The 24,809-nt window shown below is 42.2% G+C and carries 23 protein-coding genes and 5 pseudogenes; 19 read left to right on the plus strand and 9 right to left on the minus strand.

Annotation, left to right across the window (positions count from 1 at the left end; genetic code table 11):
• Positions 1–256: 256 nt before the first annotated feature.
• Both XBJ1_RS11805 and XBJ1_RS11810 read left to right on the plus strand, forming a co-directional pair.
• Positions 257–535, plus strand: a complete 279-nt coding sequence (locus XBJ1_RS11805) for a type II toxin-antitoxin system HicA family toxin (protein ID WP_173346397.1) — start codon at positions 257–259, stop codon at positions 533–535.
• Positions 532–888: a type II toxin-antitoxin system HicB family antitoxin gene (locus XBJ1_RS11810; protein ID WP_012989201.1), complete on the plus strand. Its 357-nt coding sequence runs from the start codon at positions 532–534 to the stop codon at positions 886–888. The genes XBJ1_RS11805 and XBJ1_RS11810 overlap by 4 nt, the downstream gene beginning before the upstream one ends.
• A 510-nt stretch (positions 889–1,398) precedes the next feature.
• Here XBJ1_RS11810 and XBJ1_RS23025 read toward each other — a convergent pair.
• Positions 1,399–2,061 (minus strand): annotated as a pseudogene (locus XBJ1_RS23025) (lysis system i-spanin subunit Rz).
• Positions 2,062–2,075: 14 nt separating this feature from the next.
• On the opposite strand from XBJ1_RS23025, the gene XBJ1_RS11825 reads away from it, so the two are divergent.
• From XBJ1_RS11825 to XBJ1_RS11840, 4 genes are all read left to right on the plus strand, one after another.
• Positions 2,076–3,056 (plus strand): tyrosine-type recombinase/integrase, encoded by a 981-nt coding sequence (locus XBJ1_RS11825; protein WP_012989205.1) that lies wholly within the window; start codon positions 2,076–2,078, stop codon positions 3,054–3,056.
• Between the two features lie 1,522 nt (positions 3,057–4,578).
• Positions 4,579–5,616: an IS630 family transposase gene (locus XBJ1_RS11830; protein WP_041573280.1), complete on the plus strand. Its 1,038-nt coding sequence runs from the start codon at positions 4,579–4,581 to the stop codon at positions 5,614–5,616.
• Positions 5,617–5,835: 219 nt separating this feature from the next.
• Positions 5,836–6,753, plus strand: a complete 918-nt coding sequence (locus tag XBJ1_RS11835) for a hypothetical protein (protein WP_012989206.1) — start codon at positions 5,836–5,838, stop codon at positions 6,751–6,753.
• Positions 6,754–7,014: 261 nt separating this feature from the next.
• Positions 7,015–7,887 (plus strand): phosphorothioated DNA-binding restriction endonuclease, encoded by an 873-nt coding sequence (locus XBJ1_RS11840; RefSeq protein WP_012989207.1) that lies wholly within the window; start codon positions 7,015–7,017, stop codon positions 7,885–7,887.
• A gap of 431 nt (positions 7,888–8,318) precedes the next feature.
• Here the strand turns inward: XBJ1_RS11840 and XBJ1_RS11845 are convergent, their stop codons facing one another.
• The gene (locus tag XBJ1_RS11845) at positions 8,319–8,861 is read right to left on the minus strand and encodes a chorismate mutase (RefSeq protein WP_012989208.1); all 543 of its coding nucleotides are present in this window, start codon (positions 8,859–8,861) and stop codon (positions 8,319–8,321) included.
• 151 nt (positions 8,862–9,012) lie between these two features.
• On the opposite strand from XBJ1_RS11845, the gene XBJ1_RS11850 reads away from it, so the two are divergent.
• Positions 9,013–9,769, plus strand: a protein-coding gene (locus XBJ1_RS11850) for an IS5 family transposase (RefSeq protein ID WP_268987534.1) whose coding sequence is annotated in 2 segments (ribosomal slippage) — positions 9,013–9,078 and positions 9,080–9,769 — 756 coding nt in all. Because the reading frame shifts where the segments join, the coding sequence is not laid out codon by codon here.
• A gap of 94 nt (positions 9,770–9,863) precedes the next feature.
• Here the strand turns inward: XBJ1_RS11850 and XBJ1_RS11855 are convergent.
• On the minus strand, positions 9,864–10,823 hold the full coding sequence (locus tag XBJ1_RS11855; protein ID WP_038199014.1) for a hypothetical protein: 960 nt from the start codon (positions 10,821–10,823) through the stop codon (positions 9,864–9,866).
• Positions 10,824–11,244: 421 nt separating this feature from the next.
• Here XBJ1_RS11855 and XBJ1_RS22810 point away from each other — a divergent pair, with 421 nt between their 5' ends.
• From XBJ1_RS22810 to XBJ1_RS22765, 4 genes are all read left to right on the plus strand, one after another.
• Positions 11,245–11,472: a hypothetical protein gene (locus tag XBJ1_RS22810; protein WP_329840787.1), complete on the plus strand. Its 228-nt coding sequence runs from the start codon at positions 11,245–11,247 to the stop codon at positions 11,470–11,472.
• Positions 11,473–11,568: 96 nt separating this feature from the next.
• A complete protein-coding gene (locus tag XBJ1_RS11865) occupies positions 11,569–12,009 on the plus strand; it encodes a lysis protein (RefSeq protein WP_012989214.1) in 441 nt (146 codons plus the stop codon).
• A gap of 28 nt (positions 12,010–12,037) precedes the next feature.
• Positions 12,038–12,409: a Gp49 family protein gene (locus XBJ1_RS11870; protein ID WP_012989215.1), complete on the plus strand. Its 372-nt coding sequence runs from the start codon at positions 12,038–12,040 to the stop codon at positions 12,407–12,409.
• Between the two features lie 474 nt (positions 12,410–12,883).
• The gene (locus XBJ1_RS22765) at positions 12,884–13,009 is read left to right on the plus strand and encodes a hypothetical protein (RefSeq protein WP_012989217.1); all 126 of its coding nucleotides are present in this window, start codon (positions 12,884–12,886) and stop codon (positions 13,007–13,009) included.
• Between the two features lie 178 nt (positions 13,010–13,187).
• Here XBJ1_RS22765 and XBJ1_RS11875 read toward each other — a convergent pair whose 3' ends face one another.
• Both XBJ1_RS11875 and XBJ1_RS22565 read right to left on the minus strand, forming a co-directional pair.
• Positions 13,188–13,559, minus strand: a complete 372-nt coding sequence (locus tag XBJ1_RS11875; protein WP_012989218.1) for a LecA/PA-IL family lectin — start codon at positions 13,557–13,559, stop codon at positions 13,188–13,190.
• A gap of 42 nt (positions 13,560–13,601) precedes the next feature.
• Positions 13,602–14,612, minus strand: a complete 1,011-nt coding sequence (locus XBJ1_RS22565) for a tail fiber protein (RefSeq protein WP_012989219.1) — start codon at positions 14,610–14,612, stop codon at positions 13,602–13,604.
• Between the two features lie 52 nt (positions 14,613–14,664).
• Here XBJ1_RS22565 and XBJ1_RS20875 point away from each other — a divergent pair.
• Both XBJ1_RS20875 and XBJ1_RS11890 read left to right on the plus strand, forming a co-directional pair.
• Positions 14,665–15,349: pseudogene (locus XBJ1_RS20875) on the plus strand (IS1 family transposase).
• A 383-nt stretch (positions 15,350–15,732) separates the two neighbouring features.
• Positions 15,733–16,275, plus strand: coding sequence for a hypothetical protein (locus XBJ1_RS11890; RefSeq protein WP_012987939.1), 543 nt, complete (start codon positions 15,733–15,735; stop codon positions 16,273–16,275).
• 12 nt (positions 16,276–16,287) lie between these two features.
• Here XBJ1_RS11890 and XBJ1_RS20880 read toward each other — a convergent pair.
• Positions 16,288–16,982, minus strand: a protein-coding gene (locus XBJ1_RS20880) for an IS1 family transposase (protein ID WP_143827632.1) whose coding sequence is annotated in 2 segments (ribosomal slippage) — positions 16,288–16,727 and positions 16,727–16,982 — 696 coding nt in all. Because the reading frame shifts where the segments join, the coding sequence is not laid out codon by codon here.
• Positions 16,983–18,117: 1,135 nt separating this feature from the next.
• Between XBJ1_RS20880 and XBJ1_RS20010 the strand changes: the two are divergent.
• Positions 18,118–18,285 (plus strand): annotated as a pseudogene (locus XBJ1_RS20010) (NADP-dependent isocitrate dehydrogenase); the annotation flags it as partial.
• 123 nt (positions 18,286–18,408) lie between these two features.
• On the opposite strand, the pseudogene XBJ1_RS11900 reads toward XBJ1_RS20010, so the two are convergent.
• A pseudogene (locus XBJ1_RS11900) lies at positions 18,409–19,517 on the minus strand (phage integrase Arm DNA-binding domain-containing protein).
• Between the two features lie 333 nt (positions 19,518–19,850).
• On the opposite strand from XBJ1_RS11900, the gene XBJ1_RS11905 reads away from it, so the two are divergent.
• The gene (locus XBJ1_RS11905; RefSeq protein WP_012989223.1) at positions 19,851–20,123 is read left to right on the plus strand and encodes a hypothetical protein; all 273 of its coding nucleotides are present in this window, start codon (positions 19,851–19,853) and stop codon (positions 20,121–20,123) included.
• 78 nt (positions 20,124–20,201) lie between these two features.
• Here XBJ1_RS11905 and XBJ1_RS11910 read toward each other — a convergent pair whose 3' ends face one another.
• Positions 20,202–20,477: a hypothetical protein gene (locus XBJ1_RS11910; RefSeq protein ID WP_012989224.1), complete on the minus strand. Its 276-nt coding sequence runs from the start codon at positions 20,475–20,477 to the stop codon at positions 20,202–20,204.
• A 226-nt stretch (positions 20,478–20,703) separates the two neighbouring features.
• Between XBJ1_RS11910 and XBJ1_RS11915 the strand changes: the two are divergent.
• A pseudogene (locus tag XBJ1_RS11915) lies at positions 20,704–21,003 on the plus strand (tyrosine-type recombinase/integrase); the annotation flags it as partial.
• Between the two features lie 123 nt (positions 21,004–21,126).
• On the opposite strand, the gene icd reads toward XBJ1_RS11915, so the two are convergent.
• Positions 21,127–22,380 (minus strand): NADP-dependent isocitrate dehydrogenase, encoded by a 1,254-nt coding sequence (gene icd, locus XBJ1_RS11920; protein ID WP_012989226.1) that lies wholly within the window; start codon positions 22,378–22,380, stop codon positions 21,127–21,129.
• 141 nt (positions 22,381–22,521) lie between these two features.
• Between icd and rluE the strand changes: the two genes are divergently transcribed.
• The 3 genes from rluE (at position 22,522) to mnmA (ending at position 24,809) form a co-directional block, all read left to right on the plus strand.
• Positions 22,522–23,151 (plus strand): 23S rRNA pseudouridine(2457) synthase RluE, encoded by a 630-nt coding sequence (gene rluE / locus XBJ1_RS11925; RefSeq protein WP_038199019.1) that lies wholly within the window; start codon positions 22,522–22,524, stop codon positions 23,149–23,151.
• The gene (locus XBJ1_RS11930) at positions 23,144–23,596 is read left to right on the plus strand and encodes an NUDIX domain-containing protein (RefSeq protein ID WP_012989228.1); all 453 of its coding nucleotides are present in this window, start codon (positions 23,144–23,146) and stop codon (positions 23,594–23,596) included. The genes rluE and XBJ1_RS11930 overlap by 8 nt, the downstream gene beginning before the upstream one ends.
• Before the next feature lie 109 nt (positions 23,597–23,705).
• Positions 23,706–24,809: a tRNA 2-thiouridine(34) synthase MnmA gene (gene mnmA, locus XBJ1_RS11935; protein WP_012989229.1), complete on the plus strand. Its 1,104-nt coding sequence runs from the start codon at positions 23,706–23,708 to the stop codon at positions 24,807–24,809.

The following is a 24,809-nucleotide window of genomic DNA, read 5'->3' on the forward strand; positions in this document are numbered from 1 at the left end:
GAATTGTTTATCATCAGTAGGTTATAGGGTGTTTTTGGGGGTTGTAACGCTTTTCCGAAGGGGTCAGGTAAATCAGCAATCAAATTCAGGCATAACGCAGGTAATACACTGCTATTGTGAGGGTGTGATCTGTCACGAATAACGATAAAACCCGCTGTTACCGTGCGGGTTGTTTATTTTTATGACTTCATAATTGACTTCACTCTTTCTCTTCATTAATATGACTTCATTATTTGAAGTCGTGGTGTATTGGAATATGAACAAACAGATTTCCGCGCTCCGAACGAGGCAACAACGTACCTTAGAACAAATTTTTAAAACGCCGGTATCGTCGGGAATTAAATGGTCAGATATTGAATCGTTAATCAAGGCATTGGGCGGTGAAATCAAGGAAGGTCGGGGTTCGCGTTGTAAATTTTTGCTGAATGGGAGTATTGCCAATTTTCATCGCCCCCATCCGTCACCCGACACAGACAAAGGGGCTGTGGCGGGATTACGGGAATGGTTGGAAAGTATAGGAGTCACACCATCATGAGTAAGCAAAATACGAATATTATGGAGATCGCCGGACTCTCGGCGGTGATTAGTTATGTCCCTGAACTCGGTATGTTTCGGGGGAAGTTTTTAGGGTTATCCGGTTATTGTGATTTTGTGGCTGACAGTATTGCTGGGCTGCATGCTGAAGGACGATTGTCTTTGAATGAATATCTAGAAGACTGCCGTTCCGCCAATATCGAGCCTTATCAGAAACGTGAAAAAACAAAAACGTTTACTTTACGTTATCCCGAATCGTTTGGCGAACGGTTAAATCAGGCTGCAACCGAACACCATATTTCGGTCAACGCGTTCATTTTGGAGACATTGGGTGAGCGCCTGAGAAACATCTAATCAGTAAGATAATGGCATGATTGACGATCCATGCGTTGTTGCACCTAAAGCCATTTTTCTTTCATCCACAAATAAGGCGGGATTATATTACCCGCCTCTTGGTGTTAAGTTTCAGCTTAAAAACCGTCAAATTCATCCAGTTCTTTTTTCATGTTAACGCCCTTACCTATCGTGCAGCTTCACTGAATGGCGAGTCATGATGAAAACTTATCTCACAGAGCATCTGCCGTCAAATACCGGTGTTTTTTGCCTGTAAAATCGCATCACAATTTTGCGTAAAATTGCACAATTTTTCCCGGCATAACTACCCCGCCCAAGGCCAGTGCGGGCAAGGTCTCCGCGCCGATGCACAACTGCACAAAAACACGCCCTTTTTGTGTGCGGGCGAGGCGGGGGAGCAAGCGCCCGCAATGGGGGCGGATGGACGCGTTTAATCACCATTGTGAAGCATTGCTAAGACTCTATTTCTCAAATACTGGTTTTGGTCTATACCGAGAGTTAGCACGTTACTCATTTATTCCTCCTACACTCTGTATTAACGTAATCCTGCAAATATTTCAGTTTTGCCCGGTCGTTGATGATGTCTTCTCGGATATCGAGAACAGTTGATCCAGTTTCTCCAGAGAGTTCGACGGTGGTTGCATCGACCATGCTGCGGGAGGAAGTAGTTTCAGACACGGGACAGATGGCTTTGATGCGCAACTTGCGACGGCCAGCGGCAACATCAGCCCGAAGAGTGTCAATTTCAGTCTTGGCATTGGCGAGTACCCTACGCCGAGTCAGGCCGTTCATCACCTTACCAGCCGCCTTATTCCATCGGGGAAATTCTGACGCTGCACCTGCATAATCACCGGCATTGATTTTCTTTAGCAAAGTAGAACCGGAGAAATTGCCGGTACCGCAATTGAAGATAAAGGAGCACAGAGCATCAAACTAGCCTTGAGTCAGTAGCATCTTAACCAATCGCTCCAGTGTGGCGTAAGCGGGTATGAGGTCATCATGCAAGAAAGCTTCGGCCTGCTGCTCTGTGATTACTTGACCGGGCTTCACATCTTTCGTATGGCCATAACCAATCGTCCACGGGATGCCACCTGTTGCCGGGTCAGGGTAGGCTTTCAGCTTTAGTCCTTCCCATTGCTGGATGAATTCCAGTCCTTTATTGCTGATTTTCATCAGAGGATAACTGGATGCCTCCCCGAGTGTTTCGTGGGAGGTCTGCGTACGAATTCAAGCACCCAGATGGTCGCACAATACGTCTATGTGCTCTGATCGTCGATAAATCCGTTGTATGGAACCATTATGAGCAGTTAGTGAACGAAGAAAAAGCCACGTTTACTTACGGATCACTGGTAGATGATTTTTTACATTCAGCGGATTTTATTGAGCTGGCAAAAGATACGCAGAGTGACTATCGGAAGTATTCAAAAAAGGTCGTTCCGGTTTTCGGCAAGATGAACCCAAACAACATTAGACCCGATCATATCCGAAAATACATGGATAAGAGAGGATTACAGAGCAGAACACAGGCTAACAGGGAAAAATCTTTTATGTCGAGGGTGTTCCGCTGGGGATACGAACGCGGATTGGTGAAGAAAAACCCATGTCAGGGTGTTAAACAGTACCGAGAAAACTCACGGGAACGCTATATCACAGATGCAGAGTATCAAGCGCTTTATGAAGTATCCCCTACTGTTATTCAGGTTGCAATGGAGATCGCTTACCTTTGTTGTGCAAGGCAAAAAGATATTTTAGCACTGAGTAAATCCCAACTCATGGAAGCAGGAATTTATATCAAACAGCACAAGACAGGGAAAAGTCAGATAAAGGGATGGTCTGAACGATTAAGGAAAGCTATCAAGCTGGCTAATTCTTTGCCACTGAAAGAAGGCCTGCACAGCCTGTATGTCATCCACCAAGCCAACGGTAAGATATATTCCAGAGATGGATTTAATAGCCGCTGGCTCAAAGCCAAAGAAATTGCCGCACAGAAATATCCTGAATTACGTTTCAACTTTACCTTTCACGATTTGAAAGCAAAAGGCATCTCTGATCTGGAAGGAACGCTACAAGAAAAACAAGCTATTTCAGGCCACAAAGATATCGGTCAGACAGCTAGGTATGACAGAAAAACTGAAATTGTTCCCGTGGTAGGTAATCAGAAAAAATGACTGGCTATTCAATGAAAGGAAATTATCTTTTGAAAATGTTCTGAAAGGTGATTTGAGTCATAAAAAAAGCCACCTTTACGGTGGCTCTTTCTTAACGCTAACTCGCTGATACTAAAGCAAGTTTTTATTTGGTCAGGACGGGACTGGAAAATAAAAATAACTTATTGAATAAATTACATTTATTTTTAACTAATTTCTTTAGTGCCCCTTTTTATGCCCCCTAAATATTTTGTTACCTTCCACTGTATTAATCTATTTCCTTCGTCGTTATCTGATATCCCCATAATCAATGAAGTGAGGTCAATACACTAAATGTACTGAGCTAATGACTGACGACGAATATCGTATTCAGTGAGTAGGTTGGTACGTTTAACGTTCCGAGCTATAGAAGTCGCGACGAATTTCGTCGGAACCTATTGAGTGATTGAGCTGACAGCTAACTGATAGCCCTTCCAGTAAGAAGCCTTTCCCATAACAGTGATCGCCTGACCTTTCTGTAACAGCATCACCGAGAGCGCCATCTCATTAAAGCAATGGCACTCAATGGGTAATCACTGCGCTTTTACATAGTAGCGTTACCTGTCTGGCACTTTATACGCTTGGAGGCAACGGTAATCTTCCCTGTAACTGTGGTGACTATCGAGGGGCATTCTTCTGTCTTCGTGCTATTTTCCACAGCCTTTAGGTGATCTGGTTTTTTCATCATGATAAAAATCAATCAATTATACGAAAATGACCCACTGCGAACGTAATACGTACTCAGTCACTCAGTTACATTAAGTAACCTTGTGCTGGACGGCTTAAACTCAAGCCCTCCTGTATTGTGATTTTCACAATACAGATTTAGCGAATTTATTCAAAAATCACGCCTCAGCGAAAAAAACGCAAAATAACTGCGCTATATCTGTACCACGCACACGGGATAAATGACCAATTGCAACTATTACGATTTCCGTGATGGTTGATTAACTCATTGATTTGTCCGAGGTGGTCACTTTGACCACCCGAGACATATCTTCCGTAAATTCGTCTTTATTTCAACGGTTGGGAAAATCCCAATGGTTACTTTATGTGCTGGACAAAACGAATTAACCCCTTGTTTTTGACTCACTCTTTTGTCCACACCTCTTATTGAGTTGTGCAAATTTTGTGCGTAAATATCATTTACGCTCACCGTCATTTGCGAGTAACTATCAGTTACGTACAAAGTCCGATTATCAGATATTGGGTTTTGCATACCGACATTATCGTCGCTCAAATTATAAGCAGATCCCAGAATTCGAGGTCTGCTTAAATATCAATATCTTACCACCAAATCCCGAATTAGGGCTTTGCTCTGCCGTCAGATTTGTCGTTAGTCATTAAGTTACATGAGGGAAAATCCCGTATGTACAAAAGCATCAACTGCAAAAAATTTTCAGTTGTGAGAATCCCACATGAGCAGTTGAAAATAATCACCATGTATACCCGTCGTCATTGAAGATGCTTGATTTTTCATTTGTATCAGATCATGATTGCGCCCATGAAAATTAATCTAACAGATGCCCAAAAAGACGCCCTCGAATTGATGCATGATACGACTCGCGATGGACGAGTACGTGACCGCATCAAGGCCGTGCTTTTGGCCTCAGAAGGCTGGACTGCCCAGATGATTGCTCAGGCTTTGCGGATCCATGAAAGTACGGTGAGCCGCCATCTGAAAGATTACTTCTCTGAGGAAAAACTCGCCCCTGAAAATGGGGGCTCTGAAAGCCGTTTGTCTGCCGAACAAACAACAGAATTAGTTGAGTATCTGATGGCAAATTTGATGCACACTACCGCACAAATTGTGGCCTATGTTCGGGCACGATGGCAGGTGACTTTCACTGTCGCAGGAATGACGAAATGGCTTCACCGTCAAGGTTTCAGCTACAAGAAGCCAATGGGTGCTCCGCATAAATTTGATGCGGATAAACAGCAACAGTTTATTGAAACCTACAACGCGCTGAAAGAAGAATGTGGCCAGAATGCGCCTATTTTATTTATTGATGCGGTTCACCCGACCCTGTCCACAAAATTAAGTTATGGCTGGATGAAGAGCGGGCGGAAGCACGTCAAAGTGGTTGAAACCACAGGCAGTCGTACTCGACTCAACATCATGGGTGCCCTTAATTTACAACGGATTGAAGAGACTATTGTTCGTGAATATCCGACGATTAACGCGAAAAATGTCGTCCTTTTTTTCGGCTCAATCCGGGAAACCTATCCACTTTCGCAAAAAATCCACATTATTCTGGATGGTGCGGGTTATCACCGTTCCGGAGTCGTCCAATTTTTTGCCGAGGTTTTGAATATTGAGTTGCACTACCTGCCGCCTTACAGCCCTAATCTCAACCCGATTGAGCGATTATGGAAGTATGTGAATGAGCAGGTACGAAACAATGTCTATTTTCCGGATACCAAAACATTCCGTGAAACGCTGCGCCACTTTTTTCATGTCACATTGCCAGAAAAAGCGAAAGAACTCACCACTCGGTTGACTGATAACTTCCAGATTTTAAAACCCGCATCTTCAAGTTAATTGCGTATATAAGATATTGTTATTATTGGATTCGCCTCATAAGCGACCGCCTTGCGAACGACAGCTTTAAATTTATCGGATATAAATATCATTATATTTCATAATAATAGATAAAAAATTAATTTCATATGTGATTATGTGTTTTTGTTATTTTATTTTTGCTCTTGAATGGTGTAAGTTTGATTTTCCTAGCCCGACAATGCTATATAGGAGGTCGTTTTGTATAAACAGAAAAAAAAGAGAGATAATCGAGTAATTTCCCTGAGAGATCCCATCAGAAATAAAAAGATAGAAATCACCCTGCATCAGGAGATGGATTTTACAGATTGTTATCGTGATAATAAAGTTATCTTATCCAAGAGTTATATTTGTGGCATTAAGCTCAAAATCTTCGGCAAGGATGAAGAACATTCCAAGGATGAAGAACATTCTAAACAAATTAAAATGGAGTTTCTTCTTCCCATTTGTTACGCTATTAATAAAATTCATGCAAAAGTTAATAACTTATCTAAAATAGTGAGAAGTATTCACATTTATATAGAAGAGGAAAAAGGAAAAACTGAAGTTAGATGGCCAGCAAGAGAAGACAAAATAGCAGATAATACATCGATAACAAAAACAGGAGGTACAGTAGGTATTGGCCTCCCCCATCTTCATATAAATGCTAAAAAAGTTAAGGAAATAAAATCTCCTCAATATTCCTTCTGGAGAAGGAATAAGAATATAACAAATCAAATTGGATGGGGTGTACCAGATCAACTTCATCACGAAGCTATATCAGTAAGCAGGAAGTCATTGGAATTGAACTCCGAAAACTCAACAAAGGTCATTGCTACCATCGTACATGAAATTGGACATATCATTCATGCACAACGAACTGAATCAGAAGAAAAATTTTGGCTAGCCAAAAGGATTGATCAAAACAATATACATATTATTCCGGCAAAAATTGTTGAACAAGTGAGCGGTTATGCTATAGAGAAACAGAATTCTAATGAGTTTGTTGCAGAAGTTTTTACTGGTTTAGTGTATGGAAAAAAATACAGTCAAGAGGTATTAGAATATTATCAATATTATTCAGGGCCTGAACTCACTGGAATAAAACTTCCCAAATTACCACCTAATTGGAGTCCCTAAAGATCATAACGATTCACTTTCTTCAGGAAAAATTATTTTACTGCATTGAAAGCGAAATCTATTGGTTCGCGAATCGAATAGGATTCTTGCTCCATATGAATCTCATTTACATGTCATTCTAAATAAAAGGTGTATGGCTTACGTTCTATTACTCATACACCTTATTCAACAAGTCATAACCCCTTCCAAATCCACCACTTGCCCTCCACCACTTTTGCGAGCATGATCGCAATACCATCACCCATTAATCAAACAGCTTATATGTCCACCATCAAAGAACTCCAAGTCGCTATCTCAAACCTTTCTATTTGGCGCAAAGGCGATCAACGCGCACCACATAAGCCATTGTTGTTGCTTTATGTGCTCTCTCAATATCAGAAAGGCCATGAGCGACTGTTTGATTATGGTGAGGAGATCCACCAGCCATTACTGGCGTTGCTCAATAACTTTGGCCCAAGACGCAAAAGCCACTATCCCTCTTTGCCTTTCTGGCGCTTACGCGGCGACGGGTTTTGGGAATTGCAAAATAGCGAACGCTGTACGCCACAAAAAGGTAGCAAAGAGCCGCCAAAACGTGAGTTGATTGAGTTTGGCGTCAAAGGGGGCTTCGACCAACAAAGTTATCAGTTACTACGCAAGAAACCCACTACCATTAATAAACTGGCACAACAAATCCTGAGTGAACACTTCCCTGACAGCATACAGGAGCTTCTCGCTAATCAATTGGATTTTTCTTTAAGTGATATCCGCAAAATACGTGATCCGCATTTTCGCCAGCAGATACTGCGCGCCTATAACTACGAATGTGCAATATGTGGCTACAATCTGCGCCATGACAGTACTCCTGTTGGGCTGGAGGCGGCACACATCAAATGGAAACAATACGGCGGCCCCTGTACCGTCAATAACGGGCTTGCCCTCTGTTCACTGCACCATTCCGCATTTGATATGGGTTCAATCAGTATTGACGATAATATGAAATTATTAGTTTCAGAAAGTATTAATGGTGGCCCGATGGTAAAACAACTTTTTTGGAATTTTGCAAAACAGCCGATATTACTTCCCAAAAACAGAGATTATTTACCTTTAGAAAGTTTTATTACCTGGCATCGCAGCCAGGTATTTAAGCAATAATCCACAAAGGTATGGTGAAAATCCCCATACCCTCACCGTGAGTATAAAACCAAAGTAGGCATTCCGTTTGAAACGGAAGGATTGAATTAAAAGGTGAGAAATTCCCACCTTTAGATAACTTGTTGACTTTACTTAATTCTGTCACTGTACCAGAGATTAATTAAATCAAGGGGTTGGGTTAAATGGGAGGATTGTCCCCTTTAGATTGCATCATAACGCTACCTGATAATCATCTAAATAATACAATCCCATTTAAAAACAATCAATTATGTAACTACATTCAGGTTTCACACATTCAGTAAATTCCGATCTACCAATTTGCCTAATTAGTATAAGGTTAAGTTGATTACTCAAGATTAATAAGATTCTGGCGAATTGTATAGATAGGCTGACCATAATGCATAGTGGGATATGTCTATGGCTTATGCGAACTACTTTTTCAAAGTGATTTGTTTCATTGAGGACCATAGGCGTTCTTTATCGCCGTCTTTTAAGTGAGTTTGGTCAAGTACTTTAGTAAAGGCAGTTTTGTCGGTAAATAGATCACCCGTTGTTAATCTCGTACTGACCTCAGTAAGAATGTCGGTGTTTAAGACGCTAATTTTTGATCTTACCTGCTCCAGTGGCTCAGGTTGCCAACCTTTTTCCGATATAGATAGCCAGTCAGCACGGTAGCGATATTGAATCGCCTTGGCAGCATCCATCTGCGCTTGTATGAAGGGTTTTACCGACTCACCATCTAACCCCAACTTTTCTGCCTCGAGCACTGAGCTGGATAATACTTTGGCTTCCTGACGTAAATCTTCAATGGCAAGATGATTGTTCGCTTTGTATCCTGCTACATCCTTCATGTAAGACAAACGCTGATTAACCAATGAAGCCATCTCGTCGTTTTGTATTGGCATCGCCATAGCGGTTGCAGAAAAAAATAATCCAACCAAAAGCAGCAGTATTCCAGACAGTTGACTATCCATTTAACTTCACCTCTTTTTAATTAATTGATCCACATTTTTAATCAATACCTAATTTTATACTAGGGGCTGTTGACGTTTTGTGAAGGGAATTTGAACAGCATGATGATTGGGTATAATCGTTTTCGCCAAATAATAACTCAACTTTACCATTATGCTGCAAACTATGTTAACAGATACACAATGGGATAAGCTATCTGCATTCATGCAACATACTGGACTTATTTAACACAAAACATCGCCAAACATTTGAAGGCATTCTTTATCGTATGAAAACAGGCATTCCATGGCGCGGCCTGCCTTCCGAATTCGGGAAAGGGAATAGTGTCTTTCAGCGTTTTGATGCCTGGTCAAAGAAAGGTGTTTTTGATTTATTATTCAAAGAATTATCTAAAGACTCTGATACGGAATGGCTGTTCATTGATAGCAGCATTGTCCGCGCTCATCAACACAGTTCAGGCGCAACATCAAAGAAAGATGAAGCGATTGGGAAAAGCCGGGGAGGACGCTCAACCAAAATCCATTTAGCCGTAGACAGTTATGGACTGCCGGTGAATTTTGAATTGTCCGGAGGGCAAGTTCACGATATTGTTCATGCAGAAAGTTTGGTGGTGCAGTCACCGCCTTCGGGCGTTGTGATAGCTGACAAGGGGGTACAATGTCAGGCATTCAGAACTGATATCGAACAACAAGGGGCAACACCAGTCATTCCCTACCGAAAAAATAATCGAAAATTGGATCAAAAGATTGACAAATGTTTATATTGTTACCGACATTTGGTGGAGAATACCTTTGCCAGAATCAAGCATTTTCGTGTAATAGCAACAAGATACGATAAACTTGAACGGAATTACACCAGCACATTGGTACTGGCGTTTATTATTGTCTGGTTGCCAATGTGGGTTGATTGAATTATGACCTTAAAACATCAACAGCCCCTATTGTCCGACTGCTGCCGCGATTTTATCCGGAAAAGACCCTACAGTATGATCTCGCGACTGTTACCTATTTCTTAGCTAACCAGGGAGACGTCGTGCTCCAAAAAATGATATCTGCACCGAGATAATCTTCTGCAAATTGTACAAACTCATCCTTGCTAAATGGCTTACCCGTATTAGGGTTCTTGTAGGTCAAGGTCGGCTCCTGTACTGCCATGGCAATGAGTGCCAGTTTGCTTTTGTATTTATTGAAGAACGGGTATGAGTTCTTCATTTGCGCCTTGCGGTTGGGAACAATATCTGGGCCACCAAGTCCAATATTATTGGCACTGGCGAACTCAAACAGCCGGCCCATGTAATTGTGGTCGTTGTTCCATTCGCACGGCCAGAAATTGACATATTGTACTACATGTGATTTGGTGAACACCTTTCGCGCAAAGGTGAGATTTTCCATTTCTCCTGCGAAATAGTTATCGCAGGAGAATCCTTTGGGTAGCTTTTTCTTGTCAAAATCAATAGCTGTTTCGGGTAAGTTGACACCATAGACTTGACCATCGAAACGCTCTGCAATCGCTGCCAACAAAGCCTGATAACGTTGGCGCACAGCAGGATCCCATTGCTGTGCTACCCAACCCGACCCAATTGGCTTCCCTTCGCCAGGATTATCAAATTGTGGCGATATCCCACCGCCATACCTGGCATCATTCATCAGATAATCAGGAACGTACCGGGCATCTTGTTCGAAAAACCGGTCCTGAATTTGGATGAAAAGTTTTTTATTAGCTACCTTGAGGCGAGCCAGATCCCTCTCAATCTGCGAGAAGTCGTATTTGTTCTTCTCAGGTTCGAGTAAACGCCAATTGTAAACGATCTGCGCACCGCCAATGTCGCTACGCGCCATAATGACAGACGCTGTTTCGAGGTCACCAGAGCTGGTATAAATAAAGTTTTCTGGCATTTTAGCTAATACAGGCAGCGTTGCAGCAAGCAGTGTTACTGCAACAGTAAGCCTAATGCTTATGGTCATGGTCATGGTCATGGTCATGGTCATGAGATTGTCCTTTTTTGAAGGTTCATGAGGGTAAACATGATCTCCAGTCGTTAGCACTGGTGAGTTATTAAAATAATAGAAGTCCATAATCAGACCTGACCAAGCAGTTTCTCCCCATCAGGGCGCAACTTCCCATTTGGGGAAACATGCGGCAACACCACTTTTGCTAACTTGCCGCCGTTAAAGCGACATTGCCGTTAGCTTATTCCATAAAGGTTTTGATAACATTGTTCTTGGTATGATGGTCTGGGTAATGGTTTTTTCGCGAAGACAATGATACCAGACTCATCATGCTGTTCAAATTCCCTTCACAAAACGTCAACAGCCCCTAGTACTACAGCCGTACGCCCCATTGTGGCATGATAACGCCTGACATTTTTTCCTGAAATACGGGGAGGTGTTCAATGCACTTACTGCATCAGGCACTGGATCTCATGACGTCACAGGCCGACGCGGAAAAAAAGTCAAAGAGCCACTGACCTTCTTCATGATGACACTGGCGCTGCGGCTCGGCAAAACCCTGTATGAGCTGCAACGGGATCTGAGCGCCAGTGAACTCCTGTGCTGGATGGCCTACGACCAAGGCGTTAGGTGTCGATCATCATCAGGTGATTACGGTCGATAAAGTGACGTTGATTGTGTTGGCCAAGTCCATCATCCGGCACGAGAACGGCAAGCAACCTTATTCAGAGGCAACGTTTGAGAAAGCGTTTGAGCTTTTATGAAGTGGAAAGTTAAAGCTGTTTCAGTGGTAGTCGGTATCGTTCTGATTGGTTCGGCTGCATATTCCATCTATTCAGTGTATGTGGAAAATGGACGGCTCACAGATGAGAAAAAGTCACTGACTACTCAGCTATCAGAGAAAAACGCCATCATCACCAATCAGCAAGAGCGCATCCAGCACCTTGCTGAACTGGACACCAAGCACACTCAGGAACTCACCAATGCCAAATCTGAAATTGACACTCTTCGGGCTGATATTGCCGCTGGCCGTCGCAAGTTGCGCGTCCAAGCCGTCTGCCCAGTGCCTGAAACCACTTCCTCCCGCAGCATGGGCGACGCAGGAACCCCACAACTTACAGAAGCAGCTCGACAAGATTATTACGATCTCCTCCGAATGATGGCGGAGAACGAGCGGCAGACGAAGTACTTGCAGGATTAGTTAATACTGAATGTTATGAGGTGAAGAAATGACAAACCAAGATATTGAAAAAGAAACTCAAGAAAAAGGCAAAACAGCACCGCGTATTACTCCGCAGCACATTGAAGATACTATTACTTATGAAATGTATTTCACTGCTTACGATGGATTCTCTGCTTCAGCTAAAGACAATCCAGATGCGGTGTATGCTCCTATTGGAGTGAGAATAAACGCAAAGACTCTCACTTTTTGTGTTCTTACACTGAAAAACGGCTTCACTGTCACCGGTGAAAGTGCATGCGCAAGCCCTGAAAACTTCGATGCCGAAATGGGTCGTAAGATTGCCCGTCAAAATGCAGTTAATAAGATTTGGTCATTAGAAGGTTATTTGCTCAAACAAAAACTGCATGATGAGAAATAAAAACTGCAACCTCAGAGCAAATGATTCTGGGGTGGCAAGAGTGTGTTAGGGGGCGGTGTTGGTGAGATATGAGTAGGACGGCAGGAATGAACCGTCCTGATTGATGTTATTTTAAACAAATTTTGGGATTAAGCGCCAGTTTGCAGACTTCCATGCAAGCTTTCCATGCTTGACTATCTTGGGGGAAATAACGACAAAGAGCATAAGACTGCATTGAAGCTAAAAGCGTTGTGCTTGCCAGTAGACAAGAAAGAATATATTTTCTCATAATACTCTCCACGTGTAACATTATTATAGAAATATTAATAAGCTTAATAATATTAATTCCACCTAACAATAATCCACTGGAGCTCAATAATTAATCAACGATTAAAATGAAAGTCAATATTCTTTTACCCATTCCCTTGAGTGGTTAAAGGAATCCCCCATGCCATCAGTTAACGCTGGTGGCATTTTCTTTTTGGAGAATAGAACATGACACAAAGTACAGGCACAGCAACATATGACATCACTGTTGGTATCAAATATGACACTGACACACTGAACCAGCTTGAGACACAACTACCTAAGATCCAGACAAAACACAGCCCCATGCGATGATATAACGCCGCGAACGGACGTATTCAGCTGTCAATAAATAGCCAATAGGGGAGACTAGCGGGTAGTGGGGTGAATTGGGGAAATTGTGGGCGGGCGTTGGGGGATTTGGGGCAGGGGGAGGTGGAAGAATGAGGTGGATATGAACCCGCAGAAAGTTGCGGGTTAGAATTTTAGTTATTTATTTTATTTCTTCGAGAGGAGAATATCGGGACTCTATTATAACGTTGACGTGAAATTCACCAGAGTTATTATTATATTCACCGGGGGAATCATCATATAAAAGGATTAACTCGCCATCTACTGGAACCGTTTTATGAAGAACCCCATTACCAATCCCGTAAGTTTTGTCAGCAATTTTTGCTCTTAGATCATAGCTTATTTTTGGAATGCTTCTTGTATCACCTTGGGGCGCACTCCATTCATTATTTGCACTCCCGAACTTTATCCATCCCTTGGCAATGATAGATATTATATCCCCTTTTAGAAGAATAAGTCCGGTGGGTTGACCTTGTTCAGCGTTCGCGGGAACACTTCCAGACCAATCGTACATAGTATTACCTCCAATCATTATGTTTTGAAAGTGACAAAAGAATTAAGCCTGTGATTCTTTATCCTCAGTGGCTGGCATTTGCACTCGAACAGAGACAAATCGGCCGCTGGGAATATCAATCAAATCACCATCAGAGTAGCCTTCTCGTGTATTTCTGGCGAATGCTGGTGCGTCGGAGTGTTCCCGGTGGTAGGTCATCAGTTTGACAGTACCATCGGAGAGTACTTCATGGTTGACCCAAATTAATGGCAGCTTGTTCTGGCATAATGGGATCTCTATATTATTCATTGTTCCATCGATATTAAATCCCTTAACACCTTTAATAAGGTATATACCCTCGGAAATACGTTCTACTGTAGCTCCTTTGGACTCATTATTTGTTTCAAATTTCCCATCACTCCAAAGATTGATTATGGATGAGGATAACTTGAAGTTACCATTTGCATCCATGAAGGTGTTTACTCCCAATATGGAGAATTGGCTCCATTTTTGAAAAGATTTGCTCGCTGCTATTCTGGAGCGTATCCATGCTATATTACGATATGCATCGAATGCCAATTGCGTAGCCCACCAACCGGGTCCTATTGACAAATATTTCATTGCCTCCGTTCCTCGCGGGGAATCAGGTGGTATTGGCGATGACCCCCTCTGATAAAATCCTGTTTTTCCTGCCAAATCCTCCACAGTTTGACCTGGTTCTACTGTGATACCAGGGCCTCCTATTCCATAATCCCCAACCTTTAGCGCATTATCTAAGCCAATATTTTTCACAAACTCCGGCGTATTGGGAATATCCGCCCCGTTCTGCTCCTTGGCTAAACGAGTATTGGCATTAGCTCCTGCATTATTAGCATTTTGGTTTGCTGTGTTAGCCAAATCATACGCTGCTTTCACTGCTTTTGGTGTTGCTGCATTATTTTCGCTATCACTGCCAACATCATTACTCAGAGTAACAAATCCTTTATCTTGTAGTGTTGCATCTGGATGATTACGACTTTTAGCATGATCTTCAATCGATTCTCTAACCGAATCTTTGACATAATCCGGGGTCATGTATTAAATGGTTAGTTGCTGTGATATGCTTCCGGCTTTTTAAGGATGAAGTATGGCCAAAGTTGATGTCTATTGCCGTTATTGCCACAAATCAGAACAGGTCAAAGGACATGGGAAAGGAAATGGCGGACATCCTCGTTATCGCTGTTATAGCTGCTGTAAGGTCTTTCAGTTGGCGTATACCTATCAGGCCTGCAAACCCGGCGTTAAAGAACAGATTGTCGATATCGCGATGAATAACGGGGGAATTCGTGACACCGCTCGGATCCTGAAAGTCGCCACCGCCACCGTCATGAAAACATTAAAAACCTCAGACCCCGAAACGTAACGACACTTCCCCTTGCGGAATGTGGCATCCAGATTGTCTGTGAAATCGACGAGCAATGGTCGTTTGTCGGCAATAAGAAAAACCAACGCTGGCTTTGGTATGCTTGGGAACCCCGCCTGAAGCGAATAGTGGCTCATGTTTTTGGCGATCGCAGTCGAAAAACGTTAGACAAGCTGCTTACCCTTTTACTATTCGGTTTTACTGCACGGATGACTATGTTGTTTATGACCCACTTCCCGAGGAAGAGCACTTGACTGGAAAGGCGTTTACTCAGCGTATAGAGAGAACGAATTTAACGCATCGTACCCGAATCAAAAGGCTGAATAGAAAAACCATTGGGTATTCAAAATCGGAAGAAATGCACGATAAAGTGATAGGAACCTTTATTGAACGTGAACATTATTTTTAATACCTAATCTAATCATTTAATACATGACCGCTTAAATCCCCATCTCTCCCCATTATTTTATGATGTGGGCTTTAAATATTTAACTATGGGAATAGTTTATTTTCAGTATTACTTTCAATGAAGAAAACTTACACACTTTCAATCTAACGTTATTTTATATAAATCATATATCCTTACTAAAAAGTGAGATTGGGATTTACTAATCTACTATGTAATTATAGTATCATATACTATAGAAGCCTACATTTTAACGTAAAACAACAAAATTGTAACTTTGTGTTAATCCAGCAAGAGTCTTCTATTAAGTAGCCGATTAATTACTTTATGTACTATTATGTGTTCTAAAATTTTATAGTGTATTTAACTAAATTACAGGAGGTTCCATGAGTAGTAGAAGTGATGTAATAAAAGGAAGGTTAGTTTATACCGAAAAATTAGGATGGGTAGATACTGGGCATTCAAAAGGTAATGATGCCAGAATGTTAATGGCCGCTATAAATTCAGGTGATGATACTAAAGAACCATACTTTACCATTAAGTACACACAATACATGGGGCTTGGATTAAAATATGGCACATCTAAAATAACAAGATGGAAAGTAAGAAGAGGACTATCTTTACACGATAAAAAAAGAGTTGCCCTTACTATTATGATGCATACAACTCATCTATTTGAAGCACATCAAGATTCTTTTCCTTTTAATTGGTATACAGATAGTGGGTACAGTGGTGAAGATTTGGTTTCAAATCTACTTGGTTTTTATCAGGCTATAAATGGAGTTGATTATTTACCTCAGCTTCAACCTATAAGTAAAGATGATGCACTAAAAAGATGGGATTATTATGGCGCTATAGGAAAGTATAAAAATAAAATGTTTAAGCCTTTATTGTTCCCTGACCCCCAAAAATGGTCATGTATTAAATGATTAGATTAGGTATTAAAAATAATGTTCACGTTCAATAAAGGTTCCTATCACTTTATCGTGCATTTCTTCCGATTTTGAATACCCAATGGTTTTTCTATTCAGCCTTTTGATTCGGGTACGATGCGTTAAATTCGTTCTCTCTATACGCTGAGTAAACGCCTTTCCAGTCAAGTGCTCTTCCTCGGGAAGTGGGTCGTAAACAACATAGTCATCCGTGCAGTAAAACCGAATAGTAAAGGAAGATAAGAGGGTAAGCAGCTTGTCTAACGTTTTTCGACTGCGATCGCCAAAAACATGAGCCACTATTCGCTTCAGGCGGGGTTCCCAAGCATACCAAAGCCAGCGTTGGTTTTTCTTATTGCCGACAAACGACCATTGCTCGTCGATTTCACAGACAATCTGGATGCCACATTCCGCAAGGGGAAGTGTCGTTACGTTTCGGAGTCTGAGGTTTTTAATGTTTTCATGACGGTGGCGGTGGCGACTTTCAGGATCCGAGCGGTGTCACGAATTCCCCCGTTATTCATCGCGATATCGACAATCTGTTCTTTAACGCCGGGTTTGCAGGCCTGATAGGTATACGCCAACTGAAAGACCTTACAGCAGCTATAACAGCGATAACGAGGATGTCCGCCATTTCCTTTCCCATGTCCTTTGACCTGTTCTGATTTGTGGCAATAACGGCAATAGACATCAACTTTGGCCATACTTCATCCTTAAAAAGCCGGAAGCATATCACAGCAACTAACCATTTAATACATGACCTAATCCGGTGTTGTAACGATCACAAGATTGTTATCGTCTAATACCGTTGTATCAGGCTTATTATCTTGCATATTTATTCCCTCATTTAATCAACAGTAAACATTGCTAAATAACATGAAGGCGGGTTACTTCTCCGCCAGTGAACATCCATAAAATAGGTTCATCAATACTGGAGAATGCGTTTTGACTAAGCTCGTTTTAACGATTAGGTGAGTGGCATATTTTGATGGCAGGATGACATAAAATAACAAACGGGGGATCAATAAAATCTATTCCTCTACTGATAAAACATGATTCTATTTAAAGGGGGGCAATCCTCCCCTTTAACCCAACCCATTGATTTAATTAAATTCCCGCCCCATGCCGGAAATAAGAAAAATCAACAAGTTATCTAAAGGTGGAATTTTCTCACCTTTTAATTCAATCCTTCCGTTTCAAACGGAATGCCTACTTTGGTTTTATACTCGCGGGTGAGGGTATGGGGATTTCCACCATACCTTTTGCTTTCATATTTATAGGGTTACTTAATGTAACTGAGTGGCTAACGACAAATCTGACGGCAGAGTAAAGCTCTAATTCGGACTTTGGTGATAACCTATTGATATCTAATCAGACGCCAGATTTGTCGTCTGCTTGCCCAGCCCCTTGCGCTCAAGCAATACGTTAAAACACAATACATTTATCGCGTTTGTCCAGAACATAAAGTAACCATTGGGATTTTCCCAACCGTTGGGTCAAAGTGACGGCCTCGGATAAATCAACGGGTTAATCAACAGTTGGGGAAATCCCTATAGTTGCCGCAAGGTGTGATATCCCATCTTAAGGGCAGGTTTCTGACCTTTGGGATTACTCTGCTTTCTGTGGCATGAGCTTATTGAATTTTTCGTGCATTCATTATCGAAAAAGTTACTTTAAATGGTGGAATTTGTAATAGTCTGGGCGATTTTTGCATTCTGCAAAACTTTTATTGAAAGTATATAAAACAACGTGTTATTTAAGTGATTTTATATACATAAAAATGATGTTGTAGTTATTAAATATTCAATATATACAGTAACTTAATATTATAATCTTATCCTGTTGCTGCGCCACATGGGATGGCTTGAAGCTGCTGACCTTATTGTTAAGGGAACGGAAGGGGCGATTGCTGCCAAGACCGTAACTTACGACTTCGAACGTTTGATGGATGGCGCTAAGCTGCTGAAATGTAGTGAGTTCGGCGATGCACTTATCTCTCATATGTGATTGATTGCGTAATTGAATAGATAACGGGGGCTTAATGGTTCCCGTTTATTTTTTGTACATCGAAAAGCGGTTATCAAAACGTTATCAAAATGATTTATCAAAACTAGACAAAATTTAATCAATTTAGAGTGTGATTTTTATCCAATCTTTCCCGCGATCATCATGATATTTGTCTGTCTGTTGTTGGTTCTTATGCCCCAATAAATCTTTCGTGTTTATACCTTGCTCACGGTACAACCGTTCTGATAGTGAGCGCTGTTCGTGGAAAGTTGCTGGAGTTCCTTCTCCCCAATCTATATCTATCTTGTCTCGTGCTTTTTTGAAATTTGTTGTCAATGTATTCGCTGTTACTTTTTCGCCTCGTTTAGATTGTGATGTGGTGTGAAAATAGTGAATTAAATACGGACTAAGGACACGATCACGGCACTGTGCAACAACTTCTCTGAGGGAAGTATTAAGTGCATTGCATCGTAATGCTAAGGGAATGGCTAATCTTGCTCCTGTTTTTTCCTGAGAAATATGAAGGTGATCATCCCAAATATCAGAAAATTTCATTTCTGAAATATCACCTAATCGTTGTCCGGTCACAATAGCCAATAGCATGGCATTACCCATATATCGATGCTGCGAGTTTGCAATTTCGAATATCTGCTTCCATTCCTCCAAGTTCAGCCGTTGGCGGGTAATTTTTCTACGAGGTTGCTTAGTTGCTAATGCAGGGTTATAGCCGGGGGGAACCTCTCCTGCATGTTGCGCCTCTTTGAATACATCTATCAGAACTGAGCGAACAACCTGTGCCATGCGCGGCTGACCTGCGGTTTTATATTCGTCCAAAATACCTGCAATGTCACGAGCATCAACAGCGGGCAACGGTTTCATAGCAAGAGCCTGTCGCATTAAATCTACAGGCTTCCGCTTTTGTTTAAATGTGTTGAATTTGATATCATTAGTTTCTAAACGTTCCTCCTGAATTTTCCAGTATTTATCCAACCAAGTATTAACAGTAATCTCTTTACCCTTGATTTTTGCTACACGATCACTAATCGCCATAACTTGACGGCTGCGTTGCTCGGCTAATCTATTATTAGCCTCAATAGCAATTTCCTTTGCTTCCTGTTCGTTATCACCAAGAGCGTGATATTTACCTGTGACAGGGTGACGATAGCGCCAATATATTTTATAGCTTTGCGGCTAAATAATGGGTATAGATTAGTCAACTGAGAGCCGCCCACTTACGGTAGAATTTACGCTGTTGCCAAGCTAATCTATTCAATGCACGATGATTAGTAGAACGTGGCTCATGATCCATAGCCCATTGACGAAAATCTAGATAATTTCTTTTACATTCAATTACGTACCTAATAGCAGACTGACGGTCACGTTTCATTGATGCCCGAATTTCGTTGGTGAATTCTATATTCATATCACACCCTCGCTGTTACTGTTGTTAATTTGATGTGCCTGCATGTTTCACCACATCAGGCGGCAGTGGTTCCTCGCATTCCCCAGCGCAAAGAAATCGGTTAGAATAAATCCCCTACTATAATGAGAATAAAATTTAATCTATGGATAGAAATAAATGGAAAAAGGTTGTTGGTTTGCTGGGTAAGCAAGCTAACAAATCGAATTTTGCTGCATTGGTTTGCGGCCTGTTAGTCGCGTTTAGGCTTGAGCCACTCGAATCATGGCTACGCGAACACGTTCCTGATTTTCAGCCAGAAACCGTAACTTATTTCGTTACGATGTACCTTATCAGCGCGGCTATAGTTTATATTTCATCGATGCCGATTAAATATCTGAGAAAGAAAATCTCACCCCCTCGCCGTAACGCCGCCTGACTCCAGTATCTGATTGCCAGCTCTTTGCTTGGTTGAGTAAAGAGCTACATGTGGCAAGCAGCAGTTATTGAAGCTGTCTTATTGTGGCTCATTAGCAAGCCCTTTGGCCTGAACAATCAGATTGGCTATTACGTTAACGCCATCATTTTGTGGCTTACGCTGGATGGTTAATACCTTGCGCGGTTCGGTCTCCAATCCAAATGCCTGATCGATCATATTTTCAAGCGCTTTTATTTCAGACTGGCGAATATTTTCTTCTAAACGGCGGCGAGTCATTAAATTTCCTCGTTCCAGATGACGACTCATTTTGGAACTCAAACGACCGCCTTTAGGTAAAATAGTGATATTTTCCATTTGTTTATCCCCATTAGTAAGTTTTGGGGCGCAGTTAATAACTGAGAGGTTGTTTAAAATTTGCAGTCCACTAAATGAAGCAGGCAAACTCCACAGCTCTGTGTCTATCCTTAGACTCTGCTAACCACTCCCCAAAAATCACTTTGGGTAGGGACTCCCCACACGGGCGGGGCATTCACCCTCTCTATCAGCGTTGTTAGTGGGGGTGACAACTATGCTAACAGAGAGGGATCGTGTCCTTAGCCCGTATTTAATTCACTATTTTCACACCACATCACAATCTAAACGAGGCGAAAAAGTAACAGCGAATACATTGACAACAAATTTCAAAAAAGCACGAGACAAGATAGATATAGATTGGGGAGAAGGAACTCCAGCAACTTTCCACGAACAGCGCTCACTATCAGAACGACTGTACCGTGAGCAAGGTATAAACACGAAAGATTTATTGGGCCATAAGAACCAACAACAGACAGACAAATATCATGATGATCGCGGGAAAGATTGGATAAAAATCACACTCTAAATTGATTAAATTTTGTCTAGTTTTGATAAATCATTTTGATAACGTTTTGATAACCGCTTTTCGATGTACAAAAAACAAACGGGAACTGTTAAGCCCCCGTTATCTATTCAATTACGCAATCAATCACATATGAGAGATAAGTGCATCACCGAACTCACTACATTTCAGCAGCTTAGCGCCTTCCATCAGGCGTTCAAAGTCATAAGTTACGGTCTTGGCAGCAATCGCCCCTTCCGTTCCCTTAACAATAAGATCAGCAGCTTCAAACCATCCCATGTGGCGCAGCATCATCTCAGCAGAGAGAATTACAGAGCCTGGGTTCACTTTGTCCTGACCGGCATATTTAGGTGCAGTACCGTGTGTCGCTTCAAACAATGCGCATTCATCACCGATATTTGCCCCTGGTGCAATACCAATACCGCCTACCTGTGCCGCCAATGCATCAGAAATGTAGTCACCGTTCAGGTTCATACAAGCGATAACATCGTACTCAGCCGGACGCAGCAGGATTTGTTGCAGGAAAGCATCCGCGATCACATCTTTAATGATGATGTCTTTATCACTCTTAGGATTCTTGATCTTCATCCATGGACCACCATCCAGTAGTTCACCACCAAATTCCGTAAGAGCTAGTTCATAACCCCAGTCTTTGAAAGCGCCTTCCGTGAATTTCATGATGTTGCCTTTGTGAACCAAAGTCACTGATTCACGGTCGTTATCGATGGCATATTCAATCGCAGCACGTACCAGACGCTTAGTCCCTTCTTCCGAACATGGTTTCACACCAATACCACACTCCTGAGGGAAACGGATCTTAGTGACACCCATTTCATCCTGCAAGAATTTGATCACTTTATCCGCTTCCGCTGAACCTGCTTTCCATTCAATACCCGCATAAATGTCTTCAGCATTTTCTCGGAAGATGACCATATCAGTTAATTCAGGTTGTTTAACCGGGCTTGGAGTACCTTGATAGTAACGAACCGGACGTAAACAGACGTATAAATCTAATTGCTGACGCAGAGCCACGTTCAGAGAACGGATACCGCCACCAACAGGTGTCGTCAGAGGGCCTTTGATAGCAACACGGTAGTCACGGATCAGATCCAGAGTTTCCTCTGGTAACCAGACATCTTTGCCATAAACCTGCGTAGATTTCTCTCCGGTGTAGATTTCCATCCAAGAAATTTTGCGCTCACCGCTGTAAGCTTTCTGAACTGCAGCATCAACAACTTTCAGCATGACCGGCGTTACATCAATACCAATGCCATCCCCTTCGATATAAGGGATTATCGGGTTATTCGGAACATTTAATTTACCTTTGGCATCAATAGTAATTTTTTTACCTTCCGCCGGAACAACTACTTTGCTTTCCATTAACCTCTCCTTTCAAGATAAGCGCAATAACTTGTTAATTTTTTGTAAGGGACGTGTCAATACTACTTGAATATTCTGCAAACGCCAATGGTCACAGAATTAAGGTATAATACGCACCCTCATTTTGCACGATGGCTTATCATGACAAATATCTCTTTTAAAAAACGTAAACTTAACCGATTCAGCCAAAGAAAAAATAAAGATACTCTAAAAAAATTAACAGGCCCTCGCAGGGTACTGATCTTTAACAAACCTTATGATGTGCTCCCACAATTCACCGATGAAATGGGGAGGACAACGTTAAAGGATTTTATCCCATTTCCTGATGTTTATGCCGCAGGTCGTCTGGATCGCGATAGCGAAGGATTGCTAATTTTAACCAACGATGGGAAATTGCAGGCCAAGTTGACGCAGCCCCATAAAAAAACAGCTAAGGTTTATTATGTTCAGGTTGAAGGAATTCCTGATGAGAGCACTCTGAACAAGCTACGCAATGGCGTCACATTGAAAGATGGCCCAACACTTTCCGCTGGTGCCGAGTTGGTAGAAGAACCAGAGTGGCTCTGGGAAAGAACTCCTCCTATTCGGGAACGGAAAAATATTCCGGTAAGCTGGCTTAAAATTACCCTTTTTGAAGGACGCAACCGTCAGGTACGTAGAATGACTGCCCATGTTGGCTTTCCAACGTTGCGCTTAATCCGTTTCAGTATAGGTTCGTTACAATTGGGGCAGCTATCCCCTGGAGAATGGAGGGAAATTGATTTTGTTTAATCCACACATCACAGTTGCCTGCATTGTGCATGCAAAAAGCAAATTTTTGATCGTCGAAGAATTCATTAATGATATTCCCCTCTGGAACCAGCCTGCCGGTCATCTTGAAGCTAGCGAAACGTTGCTGGAAGCCGCTGAACGCGAATTATGGGAAGAAACCGGTATTCGTGCCAAGCCACAGGCATTATTGAAATTACATCAGTGGAATGCCCCTGATGGTACGCCTTTTATCCGTTTTCTGTTCCTGATTGAAATGGAACAAATCGTAGATACCGAACCACAAGATAGCGATATTCACTGCTGTCACTGGCTAAATGCAGAAGAGATCCTCAGCAGCCCACAGTTACGATCACCGCTCGTTGCTGAAAGTATCCGCTGTTATCTGGAAAATCAGACTTACCCATTATCAATATTAGATAGCTATGGGCCACCTTTCACCAAATGAATTTTTAAATAACAAGCCGAATAAGAAAGCGCGCGAAGACGTTTGGTGCACCTTATCTACCGACGTGTTAAAGTATTGCGCTTGTTTTTTTCCGCAGTGAGATATATCCATGTTAGATAACAGCCAGAAAAAAGTCATTGTCGGGATGTCCGGCGGTGTAGATTCATCCGTTTCCGCCTACCTTCTGCAACAGCAGGGTTATAAGGTAGCTGGTCTGTTCATGAAAAACTGGGAAGAAGACGACGATGAAGAATATTGCTCGGCTGCCGCTGATCTTGCGGATGCCCAGGCAGTTTGTGACAAACTGGGTATTGAGCTGCATACCATTAATTTTGCAGCTGAGTATTGGGATAATGTATTTGAACATTTCCTTGCTGAATATAAAGCGGGCAGAACGCCAAATCCCGATATCCTCTGTAACAAAGAGATTAAATTCAAAGCATTTCTGGAATTTGCTGCTGAAGATTTAGGTGCTGATTACATCGCAACAGGCCATTATGTCCGCCGTCGGGATGTGGATGGTATCAGCCAGTTACTTCGTGGACTGGATGGTAATAAAGATCAAAGCTACTTTTTGTATACCCTGAGCCACCAGCAAATTGCGAAAAGCCTGTTTCCAGTCGGGGAATTGGAAAAACCCGAAGTTCGCCGCCTTGCTGAAGAAATCGGTCTGGTAACTGCCAAGAAAAAAGACTCTACAGGTATTTGCTTTATTGGTGAGCGTAAATTCCGCGATTTTCTGGGGCGCTACCTGCCTGCCCAGCCAGGTTCTATTATTACGGTTGATGGACAGACCATCGGTCAGCATACTGGCCTGATGTACCACACACTCGGCCAACGCAAAGGGTTGGGGATCGGTGGAACCAAAGATGGCAGCGAAGAGGCATGGTATGTTGTCGATAAGGATGTCGAAAACAATACGCTGATTGTTGCTCAAGGCCATGATCATCCTCGTCTGATGTCTGTCGGTTTGATTGCACAACAGCTTGATTGGGTTGATCGTCAGGCGTTAAAAACAGAAATTCGCTGCGTGGTAAAAACGCGCTATCGTCAACATGATATTCCCTGCACAGTCATTCCCTTGAGCGAAGACAAAATTGAAGTTCGTTTTGATAGCCCCGTTGCCGCTGTCACCCCAGGTCAATCGGCCGTATTTTATCAGGGGGAAATCTGTCTAGGCGGTGGCGTGATCGAACAACGTATACAGGAGTAG

It is taken from the genome of Xenorhabdus bovienii SS-2004 (assembly GCF_000027225.1).
Taxonomy (GTDB): domain Bacteria; phylum Pseudomonadota; class Gammaproteobacteria; order Enterobacterales; family Enterobacteriaceae; genus Xenorhabdus; species Xenorhabdus bovienii_C.

Excerpts from the sequence above, each read along its gene's own strand:
- XBJ1_RS11805 (WP_173346397.1), top strand. The coding sequence starts at position 257 with ATGAACAAACAGATTTCCGCGCTCCGAACGAGGCAACAACGTACCTTA.
- XBJ1_RS11810 (WP_012989201.1), top strand. The coding sequence starts at position 532 with ATGAGTAAGCAAAATACGAATATTATGGAGATCGCCGGACTCTCGGCG.
- XBJ1_RS11825 (WP_012989205.1), top strand. The coding sequence starts at position 2,076 with ATGCCTCCCCGAGTGTTTCGTGGGAGGTCTGCGTACGAATTCAAGCAC.
- XBJ1_RS11830 (WP_041573280.1), top strand. The coding sequence starts at position 4,579 with ATGAAAATTAATCTAACAGATGCCCAAAAAGACGCCCTCGAATTGATG.
- XBJ1_RS11840 (WP_012989207.1), top strand. The coding sequence starts at position 7,015 with ATGTCCACCATCAAAGAACTCCAAGTCGCTATCTCAAACCTTTCTATT.
- XBJ1_RS11845 (WP_012989208.1), bottom strand. The coding sequence starts at position 8,861 with ATGGATAGTCAACTGTCTGGAATACTGCTGCTTTTGGTTGGATTATTT.
- XBJ1_RS11855 (WP_038199014.1), bottom strand. The coding sequence starts at position 10,823 with ATGACCATAAGCATTAGGCTTACTGTTGCAGTAACACTGCTTGCTGCA.
- XBJ1_RS11865 (WP_012989214.1), top strand. The coding sequence starts at position 11,569 with ATGAAGTGGAAAGTTAAAGCTGTTTCAGTGGTAGTCGGTATCGTTCTG.
- XBJ1_RS11870 (WP_012989215.1), top strand. The coding sequence starts at position 12,038 with ATGACAAACCAAGATATTGAAAAAGAAACTCAAGAAAAAGGCAAAACA.
- XBJ1_RS22765 (WP_012989217.1), top strand. The coding sequence starts at position 12,884 with ATGACACAAAGTACAGGCACAGCAACATATGACATCACTGTTGGTATC.
- XBJ1_RS11875 (WP_012989218.1), bottom strand. The coding sequence starts at position 13,559 with ATGTACGATTGGTCTGGAAGTGTTCCCGCGAACGCTGAACAAGGTCAA.
- XBJ1_RS22565 (WP_012989219.1), bottom strand. The coding sequence starts at position 14,612 with ATGACCCCGGATTATGTCAAAGATTCGGTTAGAGAATCGATTGAAGAT.
- XBJ1_RS11890 (WP_012987939.1), top strand. The coding sequence starts at position 15,733 with ATGAGTAGTAGAAGTGATGTAATAAAAGGAAGGTTAGTTTATACCGAA.
- XBJ1_RS11905 (WP_012989223.1), top strand. The coding sequence starts at position 19,851 with ATGGATAGAAATAAATGGAAAAAGGTTGTTGGTTTGCTGGGTAAGCAA.
- XBJ1_RS11910 (WP_012989224.1), bottom strand. The coding sequence starts at position 20,477 with ATGGAAAATATCACTATTTTACCTAAAGGCGGTCGTTTGAGTTCCAAA.
- icd (WP_012989226.1), bottom strand. The coding sequence starts at position 22,380 with ATGGAAAGCAAAGTAGTTGTTCCGGCGGAAGGTAAAAAAATTACTATT.
- rluE (WP_038199019.1), top strand. The coding sequence starts at position 22,522 with ATGACAAATATCTCTTTTAAAAAACGTAAACTTAACCGATTCAGCCAA.
- mnmA (WP_012989229.1), top strand. The coding sequence starts at position 23,706 with ATGTTAGATAACAGCCAGAAAAAAGTCATTGTCGGGATGTCCGGCGGT.